This is a genomic window from Paenibacillus sp. EB106-06-01-XG199 (assembly GCF_058791575.1).
On sequence record NZ_JBYTDQ010000001.1, the window covers coordinates 22,970 to 40,302 of the forward strand.

The following is a 17,333-nucleotide window of genomic DNA, read 5'->3' on the forward strand; positions in this document are numbered from 1 at the left end:
CTGTATCATGCAGGTGTGTTTTTAATCCAGCAGAACTAAATGAGATCAGAGAAAATGCTTTGTGAAAAATAATAAATTTCGGATAGGAGATTTTATGACGGAGAAAATTGATGCAGGATGGAATTTCGACAACAGTTATGTTTCTCTTCCCGAATCGCTGTATACAAGGCTCAAACCTGATTCCGTACGACTGCCGAAGCTGGTGATTTTCAATGAAACCTTGGCAGCATCTCTTGGGTTGAAGGTTCAGGCGTTGCGTAGCGATAATGGAGCTGCAGTGCTGGCAGGCAATGAAATTCCTGAAGGTGCTGATTCACTTGCCCAAGCTTATGCAGGACATCAATTCGGACACTTTAACAGGTTAGGTGACGGGAGGGCTGTGCTTCTTGGTGAACAGATTACGCCAGAAGGCGAGAGGTTTGATATTCAGCTTAAGGGCTCAGGTAGAACGCCATACTCCCGCGGAGGCGATGGACGTGCAGCGCTCGGGCCAATGCTTCGCGAATATATTATCAGTGAAGCCATGCATGCGCTTGGTATTCCTACCACCCGCAGCTTGGCGGTAGTCACTACAGGGGAGCTGATATTCCGCGAGACTGAGCAGCCGGGTGCTATATTGACTCGTGTAGCTGCCAGTCATCTGCGTGTCGGTACCTTTCAATACGTCTCCGCATGGGGCACTGACAAGGATCTTCAGGCCCTGGCAGATTACACGTTGCAAAGACATTATCCGGAAGCTGGCTCTGATTCTGATCCGAACCGTTATCTTGTGCTGCTTCGGGAAGTGATCAAACGTCAGGCTGAGCTGATTGCTAAGTGGCAACTGGTCGGGTTTATTCATGGAGTGATGAATACCGACAACATGGCACTAAGTGGAGAAACCATTGACTACGGTCCTTGTGCTTTCATGGATGTCTATGATCCTGCGACAGTATTCAGCTCGATAGATCTTCAAGGCCGGTATGCCTATGGCAATCAGCCGGGGATTGCTGCATGGAATCTCGCAAGATTTGCAGAAACGCTGCTGCCGCTGCTGCATGAAGACAAGGGCGAGGCGATCAGCCTTGCCGAGGATGCAATTGCAGATTTTCAAGAGATCTTCCTCAGCCATTGGCTCACAGGAATGAGGGCGAAGCTGGGAATCTTTAATGAAGAACCGCAGGATGAATCTCTTATCGAAGGCTTGCTTGAAATGATGCAACAGTATCGTGCCGACTATACCCATACTTTCCGGGCCTTAACTTTAAATAAGCCGGAAGAAACGGTTTTGCATGGAACACCTGAATTTACCGGGTGGTATGAACTTTGGCAGGCGAGACTGGGCAGGCAGCAGGAATCGCAAGACGCTTCGCAGCAGCTAATGCGCGCCAGCAATCCAGCGGTAATTCCACGCAACCACCGGGTAGAAGAAGCGCTCGAAGCAGCAGTGAGAGAAGAGGACTTTAGTGTGCTGGAGCGGCTCCTTGGTGTGCTTGCCAACCCATACGCCTACTCATCAGATCAGGATGACTACAATTCACTGCCAGAGGAATCCACCAGACCCTACCGGACTTTCTGCGGTACCTGACTAAAAAAGTCTAAATGTTCACTCTAAAGTGGATACACTATTTTTTCTCGGGAGCTAGATATTATGAAAAACAATGCCAGTGAAAAAAACAATATGGGGATAACGTCTAACTAATCATGTCCGTTAACGTTCCCCGCCATCTGAAAGGGGAAAATCAATTTGAATCAGGTATTATTAATTATCGACGCGCAGCAAGAGTTAATTGATGGAAATGAGCAGGAAAGTGCGGTATTTAACAAAGAACAGCTTATCCGGAATATTAATAAAGTGATTGAACGAGCCCAAGAAGCAGGTGTCGAAGTTGTGTTTATAAGGGACCTCGATGTAGCGGAGGGAAAAGGTGCAGGCTTTCAAGTGCACCATGAAATCAATAAGTCTGCAGATGCCAAAGTCTTCGATAAGCTGGCAACCAATTCTTTTCACGGGACAGGACTTCTTGCATACCTGAAAGATCAGCAGATTGGGCATGTGGTCATTATGGGTTGTAAAACTCAGCACTGCATCGATACTGCAGTCCGGACTGCTACGGTCAGTAATATGGATGTCACCTTGGTTGGGGATGGACATTCTACAACGGACACTGATGTTTTAAGTGCAGAACAGATCATCAGGCATCACAATAAAACGTTACATGGGCACTACAATGTCGAGCACTTTTCTATGGTCAGAGATTCTGAGGAAGATTTGTTTCGTCCCACACATGACTCTTATAGATCATAATTCGCAGGCGGCACTTAAATGTGCCGCTTTTTGCTGACTTTTAGTTAACGAAAAACTATTAGGTAGAATATGATCCTGAAGCTGTCACTGAATCTGTGAATGTAAAAAAGAATTAATAGAAAAAATTCCATTGATTACTATGGAATATAATGTTATATTGTGTCAGGGATATCTATTGATGTCATACATATCCTCTATACTATCAATCATGTCATTTTGTTTTGAATAGCTGGCCGGCTTTCAAATATAAATTGAAAAATTTATAGAAAAGAGGAAATATTATGATTTTGAAGAAAGGCATATGTTTAGTAGTTTTAAGTTCAATGCTTCTTGTTCCAACGATAGCAAGCGCAGAAACTGAAGGAAGCAATATTGAAATTCAAAGCGAAGGAATTAAACCGGCTCAAGAAAAGCTAGATTCTTTTATATCAAAAGCACGTAATTTATCTGAAGAATATTCACCATCGAACAAACAACAAACCAATAATTTAAATTCAATTCCTGAAACATTTAACTATACATTTGTAGAGGGAGATACAGGATATTTTTATGAGAGGTCTTCGGTAAGTGCTGATGAATACGTATTAACTTACCCTCTAGAATATTTAGCACAAAACGAAATAACATCTGATCAGAGTGAAGTAACTGCTGCTGCCTCCGACACAATTCCAAGTGGGATCGGGGGACGAGCAACAGTTCAAAGAAATGGAAGCATCAACACCTTTGTTATTCGTACTCCTGCTACTACAACAGGACCTACAGCCCGAACCTATATTTATGGCGGTTTTTCTGGTGTAGGAAAGGACAAGTCAGGAACAACTAACAGAACAATTGAGTCAGATATGGGACTTGTATTTTCAAGTGCATATGGTGTTAATAAGTGGCAACCAACTATTAATTACTATTGGGGAAGTAAAGGAGATGGAAATACAGTTCCAGGAAATCGAATAAGTCCATATAATGAAATTTGGTATAAAAATGGATACGTTCCAGGTAAAGATGTAGATGTAACTATTTATCGAAATCTTGGTAATAATACTAGATTATCCACAAGAGGTTATGCTCTTTATGCTGACCATGAGGGGAACGGAACAAACACATATCTTACAGCCGTAACAGAAATAGCAAACACTTATGTTAGTAGCACCAGTAGTTGGAAATATTTGGCCACTATTGCGGATACAGTAGTTAATGAAGTGCCTCAAGGGGACGCTGCTGGACAAGTTACAGGTATATTGAGTAATATTCTCATAGACGGTAGCGCATATACTCCTGTGTCCAACGGTACCGATTTTGCTAATGTAACCGTTTCGAGCAACAATGTAACAATAAAGGTTTCAAAATAATTATTACTGTTCAGTGTAAATAAATTTAAAGACACCTTATTTTTATGATGCCGTGGAAATATTCTCTGGTGTTATCACATAAGGTGTCTTTACTACTTTATCTCGAAAGGTTGATATATGTGCTCATCAAACGAAAGTTAATAATGCTTTGTCTTCTGATAACAACTTGTTCATCGATCCCTGTAGCAAATGCAGCATCCACTTCATCTGCACCGGTTAAATCACCATTATTGTTGAAAATTAACCAGTTCTATGTGGCATACACCGCTCCCCACGCACCATATGTTGATAACAAAAATCGCCTAATGGTTCCATTGCGCAGCATATCTGATTTATTGGCTGCTGACGTGAATTATGATGCTAAGACAAAAAACGCTATGATCACAAGAAAGAACTATCTAAAGGAAGAAGAGAAGAACTATACTATAAAAATGACAATTGGGTCAAAAGAGATTGAAATAAATAATGTGAAATCCGAGATGGATACGGTACCAGCTTTAATCAAAGAAAGTATGTTCATTCCATTGAGCGTAGTCACTAAAGCACTCCATATTAAGACTACCTGGGATCACAATAAAGGACTTGTAAGTTTAAATCTCGATCCGGCCTACTTGCCTTCGGGAGTAGTAAGTGATGAGGGACATCTCGGGAAATCCGATACGAAGGTTAGGCCTATAAACTCCACTATTCAAACGACAATCAACAAAGCCGGAATACCCGTCATTAATGTAAATGTGACGGCCCTCAACGAGGGGGAATCGTCATTAAGTATTGGAAACTATTTGCGCTTTTATGTTCAAGATTCGAATTTCGGTTCTTTTGATGTATACAATAAAAATCAAATCAAACCTGGCGACACATTCTCCGTTCAAACAACAAATACAATTCTTGCAGATTCACTAAGATATATTCTAGTTGATGCTTTTGCAGATTAATTTGTAGGATTTATGATGCTGCAAATACTGATAAGATGAATGGGAATAAGCCCTTGCCGTTAATGGCAAGGGCTTAAATACTAAAGCTGTATCCATTCGCCAAATAACTGCTGCGCCTTGTCCCAATCGACCCCAAGGCCTCCGTACCATCCTGCCCACGGCATTTCCATGTCAGATCGGCCTCTCGTATTGTTCAACTGCAGTTCTCCGTTTACAATGTCTTCCCTATTGCTCCAACGATCAGCTTGAAGCTCCAGCACTTGATTGGGCAGGATGCCGACCGTTGCCAGTGATTGCAGGATACCCCGGCGCACACCCGCCGTTCCTTTAACCAGCTTCATGGAGGTTAGGCGTTTCTCATATTTACCTGGAGTCTCATCCTCCGGCGCCTCAGCGAGATTGCGGAGCAGCCGGTTAAAAACGGCAATATCCTCACTACTCGGGATTATAGGCTCATTCTTTATGATTTGCGCAAACTCGGTTATGTCCACATAGGCGCCTATTGGACTATTTCCATATGTATTCCCTAAGTGAATGGCATATCTAATATAGGATGCGTTTGTCCAGCCTTCATCGTTGTGGCTGAACCCGCACACTTTACAAAAGCGGAAACGTTCTGCTTCTTCATAACGATGCGGGCGGGTGTGAAGCATTTGGTGATAACTGGTCAAAGGGGAGATTCCACGTGGAAAGCTGCCTCCTACACCTGTGACAAAAGCGGCGGCAATTACCTTCCACGAAAGGTTTGCATTCGCCTGCATCGTGGTCAGGCTGTGAATCACAGAATCATGTGTGATGTGCCCGATATCATTAGCCTGCCAATGATGCTGTTCCAGCAGTTCCCGTTCGGCAGGAGATAGGGTATCCACCAAGTAGAGGCTTACTTCCCTCTCTCTGTCGTAATTGTAATTAGGATACTTGTACAACTTATTCAGTACTTTAAGCACTTTATGGTTCAAATGAGCTCACCTCCTTACCAGTTTTCTTATAGTTATACCAAATAGAACTGGTTCATTTCAAATAAAAAGGAAGAGGGGAGGGTCATAGAACTTTTTTCTAAAGCAACGAACCACGTAATTGCACTAGGCATATGATGTATTAGTTTATTAGGAAGGGAGTGTTAATTATGAGTTTTCAAACTGCAGGATATCAGCAAAAAGTTTTGTATCAAGCAGACAGCCAATCTGTTCAAAACTTAAAAAACATTAGGAGCCACCTACAGCATATATGCAAACAACATGGTAATCAGATTGTCAGAATTGAAACCCTGGACGGTCAAGTTTACGTCGGGAGAATTGTGCATTGTGACAGAGGCTTACTGTATTTCGCAGTTCCAAAGCAAGGAGGGCAGCGTGCTTTTTTCGGAAGTCCTTCTTACAGTAGTGATGAGATGATTCTAACTCTTGTCCTGTACGAGCTGCTTGTCATTACTTTATTATACACATAACATAAATGGGAAAAGAGCCTCCATAGCGTAGGCTCTTGTTTTTTTAAATATTATTTTAGAACGTTCTCAGAACAATTACCAACAGAATGTAAAGCACCAAGATGACAGTAGTAGAAGTATACCCTCCGAATCCTGCACAACCACTCATTATTGTTCCTCCTTTGCTTTAACTTATACACCCATAATATGTATCTGTCCCTATCTCTGTAACGACTAATGCCTAATGTGTTTTTTTTCTTAATGATTTTCATCGCTCTTTATTAAACCTATATCCATCAATTTTTACAAAAATCATGTTATTTTTGCGATTTCAAGCCTTATACTTCCTTTATGAGTCACCTCACCCTGTCCAAAACTCACATATCCTATACATAAAAGCATTCGGTTCATTCAGGAGGTCCAGTTTATGAGTACATATTCGAAGGAAGAAAAAAGCTGGATGTGGTACGATTGGGGTCATTCCGCCTACTCCATCATCATTTCGACGGCAGTCTTCCCGCTCTTCTACAAAGCAGCAGCTCAGGGTGCTGGCATCAGTGCCGCGGATTCTACGGCTTATCTGGGATATGCTGTTGCAGTTTCGACGTTTATCCTTGCCCTGCTAGGCCCGATCTTGGGCACAATTGCCGATTACCAAGGGTTCAAAAAAACGTTTTTCGCCTGCTTCAGCTTGCTCGGTATAGTCGCTACCGCGCTGCTCACGTTTATTCCGAACGACAGTTGGGAGCTGCTGCTCATCTGCTATATGTTCATCGCGATCGGGTCGGCAGGCTCCAATGTGTTCTACGACGCGTTCCTAGTAGACGTCACCGACAACGAACGGATGAATAAGGTGTCTGCCCGCGGATTTGCGATCGGGTATATAGGCAGTACGATTCCTTTTATCATCAGCATTGCGATCATTCTTCTTGCTGAGCAAGAAATTCTGCCGATCTCCGTCACGGTGTCGAGCCAAATCGCTTTCTTCATTACGGCCCTCTGGTGGGGCATCTTCACCTTACCCATGCTCCGCAACGTACACCAGAAGCATTACTTGAACCGCGAGCCGCGAATCATCACGAACAGCTTCAAGCGCCTCTACGAGACCTTAAAGCAAATCAAGCAGCATCGTGCGATTTTCCTTTTTTTGCTCGCTTATTTTTTCTATATCGACGGCGTTGGAACGATCATTACGATGTCTACCGCTTATGGGACTGATCTGGGCATCGAATCGACTGATTTGCTCATTATATTGTTCGTCACGCAAGTCGTCGCTGCTCCATTTGCGATGTTGTACGGGCGTCTGGCGGATCGGTTCTCGGGCAAAACCATGCTATATGTCGGTATCTGTGTCTATATCATCGTATGTATCTACGCGTATTTCATGAAGTCGGTGTTCGACTTCTGGGTGCTTGCGATGCTAGTTGCCACGTCGCAAGGCGGCATTCAGGCGTTGAGCCGGGCTTACTTCGCACGGATGGTGCCGAAGGAGAACGCTAACCGGTTTTTCGGGTTTTATAATATTTTCGACAAGTTCGCATCGATTCTGGGACCTCTTCTAATCGGAGTCACCGCACAGTTCACCGGCCACACGAACATGGGAGTCTTCAGCCTTATCGTCCTGTTCATCGCAGGTATTGTCATTCTCATGCTAGTGCCGGAGCCGGGAAGGGGATAGGATGCCGGTTTGTCAGGCGGACGTCATGGCCGCAAGACGAGCAGATTAAACTAGTCAGCGTGATAGCGCGTATATTAAGAAGCTGAGCATGAAGGGTTAGGAGAGGACGATACTCCAATAAAACAGCGGCAGTCCGGGACATGATTTCGTCGTCCATGGCTGCCGCTGTTTCCTATAATTGGGTCAGACTGAGCTATGTACTCTTTAAGTATAAGAGTTTTTGCCCTCGTAATGGTCTTCCAAATAATAGTATAATGAGAACTTATAGGGCTATTATTGCTCTGCTAAAGTAGATTACATATCCATATTTGAAACATAAGGAGATGAGTTCATGACAGCAATTATCCCTACGGAACAAATCCGCATTATTGAATACGATCCTTCTTACGCTGGAGCGGTCGCGGAGATGTGGAACCGCAGTAACGAAAGCTGGGGCGGCGGCACCAACCACAGAACAGAAGACAGTGTGCGCAGGGAAATGGAGGTTTCGGCCAATCTTCATGTGTTTCTCGCTGTCGATGGCAAAGAGGTGGTCGGATTCTGCAGTTTTGCACATTACCGTCAAGACGAGGGAGCATTGTACGTACCGTTATTAAATGTGCGACCTGATTATCACGGTTACAAGGTAGGCCGTAATCTGATTTTGAACGCCGTCCGCAAGACCGTCGAAGCGGGGTGGCCGCGTCTCGATCTGTTTACCTGGGCAGGCAACACCAAGGCTGTGCCGATGTATAAGAAATGCGGATTCTTCTGGGAAAAGAATGAAGATTACGTCCATCTGATGAACTTCATTCCAACCGTTCTTCAGACTGAAGCGCTTGCTCCCTATTTCGAGGAGCTGGATTGGTACGCAGACAGCACCCGCGAACTTCCCATTCAGCCGGATGGCCGGCGGGAGCGTGGGTTTGATTTCTTTGATTATACTTGGCAAAAGGGAGAACTCTCCTTGCGGGCAGAATTCGAGAAGTCCGGTCGCGGGCTGACCGCTCTTGATACACCTGACTATGAGATCTCAACTGAAATAGACGATCATGATCTTGTGTTTGGCTCCGCTTACAAGATTCGTTATGTGATCAAGAATCGTTCTGCATCTGAACTCGCGATTGAGATCAAGGGCCAGAATGATAAGAACATCCGGTTTGACCTGTCTGCTGTACATACACTTGCTGCGGGAGAAACGGTTAGTGTAGAGGGTGAATTCGAGCTTGGTCCGGTTCGGGAGGAGCAGAATGATAAGAAGACCCATCCGGTTGTGACGAGCCAATGGATCATCGGTGGCAAGCGGGCTGAGTTCCGCCTTGGCGTAGCTCCGAAATTTCCGGTCAAGATGAAGATTGCTTTGCCAACCCGGGAGTTGTATCCGGGCCTGCCGGCTGAGCTGTATCTGAACGTGGAGAATAACTTCGCCTCAGAAGCGGAGTTCGCTTTTGAATTGCCGGAGAAGGATTTCCTGCAGTGGGGTGAACGTGCAATACGCTTCACGGTTCCGGCTAAGAGCAAAGCCTCTATCCCGGTAGCCTTCACCCTGTTGTCCTACGGGCTTTACTCACAAGATATTGAAGTGACGGCCGTTCCAATTGGGCAAAAGGCGGTCACCTTCACAAGCAAACTATCCGTTCTAATGAAGGGAACGCAGGGCCGCTTCGGCGGGCAGGAGGGTGAACAGTGGGTCGCCGTGAACGGTGCCTTCTCGCTCCATATGAACAAGTCCGACAATGGAATGTGGATTGAATATCCCGGCTCCAGCCATAACTTCTGGTGGACCTTTCCGAAGCTAGGCAAGCCGTTCGCAGAAGAATTTTCTAAGAAGCAGGCTGTCAGCGTGAAGATCTACCCGGAAGGGGAGAGCCAGGTTCTCGAAGCGCTCTACGAGTCGGATGAATTCCCGGGTATGGAGATAACAACGGTGGCTAAGCTATTCGCTAATGGAATCGCTGAGTTTCATCATGAGATCTGCAACACCAGCAGCAAAGCATTAGATGATAACATGTATGTACTGACGAATTTCGGCTTTTTTGGCAAGCGGCTGATCCTGCCGTATCAGGGACATTACGTGGACATGGGCGATGCGTACGCCGGTGATCCGGGTCTTTGGGACAGCGACCAGGTCACGGAGAACTGGATGTTCTGCAAGGAAGAGAACGTCACCTGCGGAATTTGCTGGGACCCTTCGCTGAAGCTGCTTCGCCCGGAATACACGCTTGGGCTTGAGCATAACCTTGGGCAGATTTCCGCTGGAGAGATCGTGCGGACAAAGGCAACTGTGTTTGCACTAAACACCTTTCCCAAGTGGCCGGAATTCCGCGCCTTCGCCAGAAAGCAGAAGAATTCGGTTATCCCGGTGCTGGACGATCATCTGGAACTCACACTCGGCGGCGGAAATCCGTTTGCGGCAGGTGCGCTTCAGGCAGAACTACTCGAACGAAAGATGACCCCGCTTGCAGGAAGCCTTGAGCTGTTTATGCAAACCGATGGCAGAGCGGAGCAGAGAGCGGCTGGTATCGAGTTGCAAAGGGAGCAGGATATACGCTCTGCGGGCTTTGAACTCCCTCCTGAGGAAATGGGATCGCCGGGACACAGCGAATCTGGTCACAAGGTCCGGGTGGTCTATCGCGGAGAGGATCGCATTCAGGAGCGGTCGGGTCTCTGGTTCCCTCAGACGGAAACAACAGTTGTTTGCGAGATCGAAGAAGGTCCGGCGGGTCCCATTTATACGGTGAGTAACGGAGTACTCTCGATAGCGGCTGCCCCTCAGTTCGGAAGCGTGGTGCATTCCTTGAAGCACCAAGGGGAAGAATGGCTGGACAGCTCCTACCCGGAAGCCATTCCGCGTTCCTGGTGGAATCCTTGGTACGGTGGTCTCGGCGTAGGAATTTCCGGAATGGGTGGATTCAGCCGGCAGCAGGAGCCGAGAACCGCAGCGTGGGTGAAGCGGAAGGATGTTTATGGAAATGTCTGGAAAGGCCTGCGATTAACCACTTCTATCGAAAAGCAGGAAGCAAACCGGGGGATCATAATCAACCAGCATTACCTTATGCTGCCCGGCGTTCCGGTGCTCTGTATGCTGCATTCGGTAACCAACGGAAGTGGAGTGGTTCTGCCACAGTATTCGCTATCTGAGGAGAGTTACTTCAAGCCTTCACCTGTTTTTGCCGAAGGATGGATGGAATTCCCCGGGGAAGGCAAATTCCTTCTGGGGAAAGTGGAAGCTCAGCTGGATTCCAAGGGGATCTTGCGGGTCGGTGCGGTTTCACGTAAGGATATGCTGCATGTTGTGAATCATTACCCCAACCAGAGGGCTTCATTGTATGTGAACAATAAGGTGTTCACTCATGATGTGGATCATCATCTTCCACTTCTAAACGGAGAAACCGCTTGGACACAGCCAACCTTCTTGATCATGGGGGAGATCCCTCTGAATCCAGAGGATGTACGGGGCCTTCTGAAGCTGGCCTTTACCAGTCCTACTGACGAAAAGGAGAGCATAAATGCCGATCATTGACATACACATTCATCTGTCTGACATCGACAGCTTTCATCAAACAGCGGCGGATTTGTCCAAGGTCGATTACACAGCCGCTGGCCTCAAGGCGGAATTTGACAAGAACGGTGTAGTTCTCGGCATTGGTATGGGGGTCACGGAACAGACGAAGGGTGCTTTTCCTGACTCTGCTTCACCCAATCCGATGGGCCTTGATTTGGAAGCCAGTGTTCCGCCGTTCTTAATGGAATGCGTTGGCATCAACCCGAACATGCTCGCAGGGGACCAGGTCCAAGAGGAGCTTGACCGAATTGAAGCACGGCTGCAAGTTCCCGAGGTAGCGGGAATTAAGCTGTATGCCGGGTACTACCATCACTACGTTTATGACAAAATCTATACACCGGTCTATGAGCTGGCTGCCAAATACGGCGTGCCTGTGGTCATTCATACCGGCGATACGTATTCGATGAATGGATTGCTTAAGTATTCGCATCCTCTTACCGTAGATGAACTAGCCTACCAGCAGCGCGGCGTGAACTTTATGATCTGCCATCTGGGTGATCCCTGGGTGATGGACGCTGCCGAAGTGGTGGCCAAGAATCCGAACGTCTATGCCGATTTGTCCGGCCTTGTCGTCGGCGACCGGCCCCATTTTGAACGGTTTATGAACGAACCCTTGTTCATGGACCATTTCCGCCGGGCACTGGTGTACTCCGACCATTATGAGAAAATGTTGTTCGGCACCGATTGGCCGCTTGCCCCAATTGACCTGTATGCGGAATTCGTCCGCCGGCTTGTACCTGAGCAGCATCACGAGAAGGTGTTTTACGAGAATGCCTTTGGCTTGTTTCCGCGCATCCAGCAGCGGATTGCGGCGCTCTGATACTTCCGGGGACAGCCCAGCCAGAGTGCAATGAAGTATAATTGAACAAGCTTTCCCCTTAGATCTTATGAGGGGATGGCTTGTTTTTGGTTAAGAGAAATGTACGATTTTTTAAAACCGTATGGAGTTGTGGCGCTTTAGCCTTTATAATATGACGAGTATAAAGAATAAAGGAAAAGGTGTTAAATACATGAGCATATTAAACGTAGAAAAGCTGAGTCACGGGTTTGGAGACCGCGCGATTTTCACCGATGTATCCTTCCGCCTGCTTAAGGGCGAACATATCGGTCTGATCGGTGCCAACGGTGAAGGTAAATCCACCTTCATGAACATCATCACAGACAAGCTTCAACCGGACGAAGGTAAAGTTGAATGGGCTAAACGGGTGCGGACCGGATATCTGGACCAGCACGCGGTGCTTACCAAGGGACAATCGATCCGTGATGTATTGCGCGGAGCGTTCCAGTATCTGTTCGATATGGAACAAGAGATGAACGACATGTACGGCAAAATGGGTGAGGTGTCCCCGGAGGAGCTGGAGCAGCTGCTCGAGGATGTTGGAACCATTCAGGACACATTGACGAGCCAGGATTTCTATATGATCGACGCCAAAATCGACGAAACCGCCCGCGGACTTGGACTTACAGACATCGGCTTGGATAAGGACGTCCATGATCTCAGCGGGGGGCAGCGGACTAAGGTGCTGCTGGCTAAACTGCTGCTGGAGAAGCCGGACATTCTGCTGCTTGACGAGCCTACGAACTATCTTGACGAGCAGCACATCGTGTGGCTGAAACGGTATTTGCAGGAATACGAAAATGCCTTCATTCTGATCTCGCATGACATACCGTTCCTGAACAGTGTCATCAACCTGATTTACCATATGGAGAATCAGGCACTGACCCGTTATGTGGGGGATTATGACTATTTCCAGCAGGTGTACGAGGCGAAAAAATCGCAGCTTGAATCTGCATTCAAACGTCAGCAGCAGGAAATCGCAGATCTAAAGGACTTTGTTGCGCGGAACAAGGCCAGTGTGGCTACGCGGAATATGGCGATGTCCCGGCAGAAGAAGCTGGACAAGATGGAGGTTATCGAGCTCGCGAGGGAAAAACCGAAGCCGCAGTTCAACTTTAAGGACGCGCGCACTTCCGGCAAGCTGATTTTCGAAACGAATGAACTTGTGATCGGTTACGATTCTCCGCTGTCCAGACCGCTGAACCTGCGCATGGAGCGGGGACAAAAAATAGCGCTCGTCGGTGCGAACGGGATCGGGAAGACGACGCTGCTGCGCAGCATTCTCGGCCAGATTCCGGCGATCTCCGGTTCGGTCAAGCTCGGCGACCTGCTGGAAATCGGCTATTTCGAGCAGGAAATGAAGGATGCGAACTACAACACCTGTATTGAAGAAATTTGGACCGAGTTCCCGTCCTATACGCAGTTTGAAATTCGGGCGGCTCTTGCTAAATGCGGCCTGACGACCAAACATATCGAGAGCAAAATCACGGTCTTAAGCGGCGGCGAGAAAGCCAAGGTCCGTTTGTGCAAGCTGATCAACCGTGAGACAAATCTGCTCGTACTTGACGAACCAACCAACCATCTCGACGTAGATGCGAAGGACGAGCTACAGCGTGCGCTCAAGGCGTACAAGGGCAGCATTTTGCTGATCTCCCATGAGCCCGAGTTTTACCGCGATATCGTGACAGAAACATGGAACTGCGAATCGTGGACGACAAAAGTGTTTTAAACAGCCGGCAACAGAGCTGGTCTGAACGGTGACCCGTAAGATGGAAACTTTGAACATCAAGTGACCCTCTTACGGGTCATTTGTGTTTTTTACAGTATACAAATTGATACTATCTGCCGCATAGTGCTGCAGGAGCTTAATTGGCTTTTACTTATAACAACAATAATATATTTAAATTCACTAATTATTTATTGAAAAACGATAAATTATGTGCTAAAGTCATATTAAATTTAAACATAAGTGAGGGGCTTTTTATGAAACGAGGAACAACACTCTTTTTAAAGGCAGCAGTTATTCTGATTGGAATCCCGGTTCTGGCTTTGTGCATATTTCTGGTACCTGAGATCGCGAATTTTGCAGCAGAATTGTATCCGGAGATGACGTACATCCAATTTCTCGTTTATCTCGATTTATATGCATCGGCGATTCCTTTCTACATTGCTCTGTATCAAGCTTTTAAACTTCTGGGCTATATTGACAACAACAAAGCTTTCTCAGAATTATCAGTACGAGTATTAAAAAATATAAAATACTGTGCAATTACAATCAGCAGCGTGTATGTGGCAGGCATGCCACTCTTCTATCTCATAGCGGAGAAGGATGATGCCCCTGGAATCATAGTCATCGGATTGATTATTATCTTTGCCTCCATGGTGATTGCCGTTTTTGCTGCTGTTCTCCAAAGCCTTTTAACAGAGGCGATTGAACTAAAATCTGAAAATGATTTGACAGTCTGAGGTGAAAACTATGGCGATTATAATCAATATTGATGTGATGTTGGCTAAGCGGAAAATGAGCGTAACCGAACTTACGGAGAGGGTTGGAATCACGATGGCTAACCTGTCTATATTAAAAAATGGAAAGGCAAAAGCAATTCGCTTTTCCACTTTAGAGGCGATTTGTAAGGCTTTAGAATGTCAGCCTGGCGATATCTTAGAATACAAAAGTGACGAAGATACTAATTGACCTGAAATGTCTAAAAATAGTTCAATGGAGCTTCTGCTGATGTTTTGGCGGGAGCTTTTTTGAAAGATAAGAATTTATAGGCTTCACGCTATAAATTATCCTTCTATTTCTCGCTGAAACGGATACCGTCCTTTTGAGGACGGCGAAGCCGTTTCCACTTGGTTGTCTTAAATTTGTGTAAACGGTTAGTGGAGAGGTTTTCTGTCAACTAGTTGCAGAGAAGTAGAGGAATAGAACGTCTAACCAAATGAAGAACGTTAAGATATAAATAAAGAGCGTTGCTCCAGGCAGCAGCTTCTAATGACTTGGGGCTGTGCGGAGTATGGAATAATTCGAACAAGAAGAGGAGAGACAATGAAGAACTTATTTAGGAGAAAAGGCTTAGCACTAGCAAGTGTAATCTTGCTTATCATAATCATTACTGCCGCTGTTGACAGGGGCGCGTTTGGAACGTTGTTTACGGAAGGGAAATATGATACTGAGGAGCATATGGTAGAGACCCTTATGGCCAAAACAGCGACTCCAGGAGTAGCCATAGTCTCATCCAAGCAGGGCAATACAGATTATAAAGTATACGGATACGCAGATGTTGACCTAGACAAGAAGGTCACTGAAGAATCATTGTTTGAATTGGGATCAACGACCAAGGCATTTACAGCTCTGGCTATTATTCTGTTGAAAGATGAGGGGAAACTGGCTTATTCGGATTCTGTCTCAGAGTATCTTCCCCGTTTTGTCCCAGCCTTTCAAGGAGAGAATGTGAATATTACAATTGATCAGCTGTTAGCTCATACAAGTGGGATTCCGTCTTGGAGTATAAAGTTAATTCCTGAAGGTACTACTGAGAATCTGCTTGACGAAACCATAAATAAGATTTCAGATATTTCATTGGATACATACCCGGGGACAGAATATCAGTATGCAACTGTAAATTATGATATTCTGGCGATGATTATTGAGGAAGTTACAGGTACAAGCTATCAGAATTATGTAACTCAGAATATACTGGTACCGCTAAAAATGACGGACAGTTATTTTTCAACAGGTCAGGAACAGAAACCGGATCAGCTTACCAGAGGATACCGGGTGTTTTTCGGCAAAAGCTTTCAATATGATGCCCCCAGATATTATGGGAATATTGCTGCTGGATATTTGGTGACGAATATAAAGGATTTGGAGCATTGGATGAATGCCCAATTAGGAATGGGTGATATCCCGGATGGTCTGAGGAGAGCTATTCAGCAATCTCATGAGGTGGACCTTCAAACCGCTGGATATGAAGAGGAGAACCAATACTATTCATACGGTTGGAGTAATGATCCAGAGGAACGGGTGATTAGTCACAGTGGAAGTAATCCTAATTATTCCTCACATTTTATTATTGATATTGAGAAATTTGAGGCCGTATTAGTATTAACTAATTTAAATTCAACTGCACCATCGCTGATTGCACATAACCTGCATGAGAATATGAATGGTAATCCTATAAATAAATTTACATACGATGACAGTTACATATTGCTTGATTTGATCTTTTCGTTCCTGGCCTTACTAACAGCCATTAGTTTAAGTCTTAAGGTGATTAAGCTAGCTGGAGGAAGCAAGCAAAATAAAAAGGTTGAAAAGACAAGGAACAAGAGACTTATAGTAATTATTGTTATTATCCTAAGAGCGATGTTGCTGGTATTGGTTATGTTCTGGCCTTATCTGTTAAACAATAATTACTACATGATTAGCGTGTGGATGTCGTATTCACTATTCCTATGGATGGGGCTTGTTTCACTTAGCTGCATGTTATCGATTATATTGAATTTGAAAAAGCTAGGAGTCCTTAGGAGCAATTTGTCCTAGCTAAGCCTGAACCGGTCACCCATTTGCTATCAAGTAGCATTACCGGTTCTGCTTTCCTGGTTCTGTGCTCCACGATAATGTGAAGTATCACCCAGCAAATCGATGTGTGGTATTCCGTCTATTACTTGTACTTTACATAATGCAGTGGAGAAAATATCCGGCATTTCCCCGATTTCCCGTAGTGATTTATTGAGAAAATGAGCCATAATGACTTTCAAGGTCATTCGGTGTGTAACAATGAGCAGCTTCTGTCCCGGGTTATCGTTAAGGATGCACTTAACAGCGGGAATCACTCTTTGTTCTAGCTGTTCATACGTTTCTCCTAAGCCTATAGGAACATATAGATCAGGACTGGTGAAAAATTGAGCATATTGCAAGGGATAATCTTGCTCTATTTGCTCGGTTTTCATTCCTTCCCATATCCCCATATTGATTTCCATCAGCTCATCCAACTGTTGAATAGGCAGCGTTCGATTTCCCCTCAGAATTTGCGCAGTGTGGAATGCTCTTAGACTGCTACTTGAATAGATCGCGTCTAAGTTCTCTCCCTCTAAACGTTCCTTCAACCATTCAGCTTGCTGCTTTCCCAGGGTAGTAAGAGCTGAATTCTGATGCCCTTGCATTCTTTTCTGCAAATTCCATTCTGTCTGCCCATGGCGGGTTAAATATAATACGGTTTCTGTCATGTTCGAAGCCTCCCTTATTTATAGATGTAAGTATAAAATAAGAGAAT

15 protein-coding genes are annotated in these 17,333 nt (G+C 45.5%); 12 read left to right on the plus strand and 3 right to left on the minus strand.

The annotated features are described in order from the left end of the window. Positions 1-94 precede the first annotated feature (94 nt). The 4 genes from AC3WT9_RS00150 to AC3WT9_RS00165 all read left to right on the plus strand — a co-directional run bounded on the left by AC3WT9_RS00150 (position 95) and on the right by AC3WT9_RS00165 (position 4,568). Positions 95-1,567 (plus strand): protein adenylyltransferase SelO, encoded by a 1,473-nt coding sequence (locus AC3WT9_RS00150; protein ID WP_341094189.1) that lies wholly within the window; start codon positions 95-97, stop codon positions 1,565-1,567. Positions 1,568-1,726: 159 nt separating this feature from the next. Then, a complete protein-coding gene (locus tag AC3WT9_RS00155; protein ID WP_341379029.1) occupies positions 1,727-2,287 on the plus strand; it encodes a cysteine hydrolase family protein in 561 nt (186 codons plus the stop codon). A gap of 281 nt (positions 2,288-2,568) precedes the next feature. Beyond that, positions 2,569-3,633 (plus strand): YrpD family protein, encoded by a 1,065-nt coding sequence (locus AC3WT9_RS00160; protein ID WP_341379028.1) that lies wholly within the window; start codon positions 2,569-2,571, stop codon positions 3,631-3,633. A gap of 119 nt (positions 3,634-3,752) precedes the next feature. After that, a complete protein-coding gene (locus tag AC3WT9_RS00165; protein WP_492407149.1) occupies positions 3,753-4,568 on the plus strand; it encodes a copper amine oxidase N-terminal domain-containing protein in 816 nt (271 codons plus the stop codon). 80 nt (positions 4,569-4,648) lie between these two features. On the opposite strand, the gene AC3WT9_RS00170 is transcribed toward AC3WT9_RS00165, so the two are convergent. Continuing rightward, complete coding sequence (locus AC3WT9_RS00170; protein ID WP_341094185.1) at positions 4,649-5,527, minus strand: hypothetical protein; 879 nt, start codon at positions 5,525-5,527, stop codon at positions 4,649-4,651. 167 nt (positions 5,528-5,694) lie between these two features. Between AC3WT9_RS00170 and AC3WT9_RS00175 the strand changes: the two genes are divergently transcribed. Next, the gene (locus tag AC3WT9_RS00175) at positions 5,695-6,015 is read left to right on the plus strand and encodes a hypothetical protein (RefSeq protein ID WP_076114330.1); all 321 of its coding nucleotides are present in this window, start codon (positions 5,695-5,697) and stop codon (positions 6,013-6,015) included. A gap of 55 nt (positions 6,016-6,070) precedes the next feature. On the opposite strand, the gene AC3WT9_RS00180 is transcribed toward AC3WT9_RS00175, so the two are convergent. Next, positions 6,071-6,163 carry a YjcZ family sporulation protein gene (locus AC3WT9_RS00180; protein WP_231578298.1) on the minus strand — a complete coding sequence of 31 codons (93 nt, stop codon included), beginning with the start codon at positions 6,161-6,163 and terminating at the stop codon, positions 6,071-6,073. A gap of 258 nt (positions 6,164-6,421) precedes the next feature. On the opposite strand from AC3WT9_RS00180, the gene AC3WT9_RS00185 reads away from it, so the two are divergent. The 7 genes from AC3WT9_RS00185 to AC3WT9_RS00215 all read left to right on the plus strand — a co-directional run bounded on the left by AC3WT9_RS00185 (position 6,422) and on the right by AC3WT9_RS00215 (position 16,600). After that, the gene (locus AC3WT9_RS00185; RefSeq protein WP_341379025.1) at positions 6,422-7,672 is read left to right on the plus strand and encodes an MFS transporter; all 1,251 of its coding nucleotides are present in this window, start codon (positions 6,422-6,424) and stop codon (positions 7,670-7,672) included. A gap of 331 nt (positions 7,673-8,003) precedes the next feature. Then, the gene (locus AC3WT9_RS00190) at positions 8,004-11,174 is read left to right on the plus strand and encodes a GNAT family N-acetyltransferase (protein WP_492407151.1); all 3,171 of its coding nucleotides are present in this window, start codon (positions 8,004-8,006) and stop codon (positions 11,172-11,174) included. Further along, on the plus strand, positions 11,161-12,036 hold the full coding sequence (locus tag AC3WT9_RS00195; protein ID WP_341379023.1) for an amidohydrolase family protein: 876 nt from the start codon (positions 11,161-11,163) through the stop codon (positions 12,034-12,036). Before AC3WT9_RS00190 ends, AC3WT9_RS00195 begins: the two co-directional genes overlap by 14 nt. Positions 12,037-12,226: 190 nt before the next feature. After that, the gene (locus AC3WT9_RS00200) at positions 12,227-13,783 is read left to right on the plus strand and encodes an ABC-F family ATP-binding cassette domain-containing protein (protein WP_341094181.1); all 1,557 of its coding nucleotides are present in this window, start codon (positions 12,227-12,229) and stop codon (positions 13,781-13,783) included. Positions 13,784-14,037: 254 nt separating this feature from the next. Then, positions 14,038-14,520, plus strand: a complete 483-nt coding sequence (locus AC3WT9_RS00205; protein ID WP_341094180.1) for a DUF2975 domain-containing protein — start codon at positions 14,038-14,040, stop codon at positions 14,518-14,520. Between the two features lie 10 nt (positions 14,521-14,530). After that, positions 14,531-14,749 carry a helix-turn-helix domain-containing protein gene (locus AC3WT9_RS00210; protein ID WP_038593853.1) on the plus strand — a complete coding sequence of 73 codons (219 nt, stop codon included), beginning with the start codon at positions 14,531-14,533 and terminating at the stop codon, positions 14,747-14,749. A gap of 354 nt (positions 14,750-15,103) precedes the next feature. After that, positions 15,104-16,600 (plus strand): serine hydrolase domain-containing protein, encoded by a 1,497-nt coding sequence (locus tag AC3WT9_RS00215; protein ID WP_341379022.1) that lies wholly within the window; start codon positions 15,104-15,106, stop codon positions 16,598-16,600. A 29-nt stretch (positions 16,601-16,629) separates the two neighbouring features. Here AC3WT9_RS00215 and AC3WT9_RS00220 read toward each other — a convergent pair whose 3' ends face one another. Then, on the minus strand, positions 16,630-17,286 hold the full coding sequence (locus AC3WT9_RS00220) for a histidine phosphatase family protein (protein WP_341379021.1): 657 nt from the start codon (positions 17,284-17,286) through the stop codon (positions 16,630-16,632). Positions 17,287-17,333 lie beyond the last annotated feature (47 nt).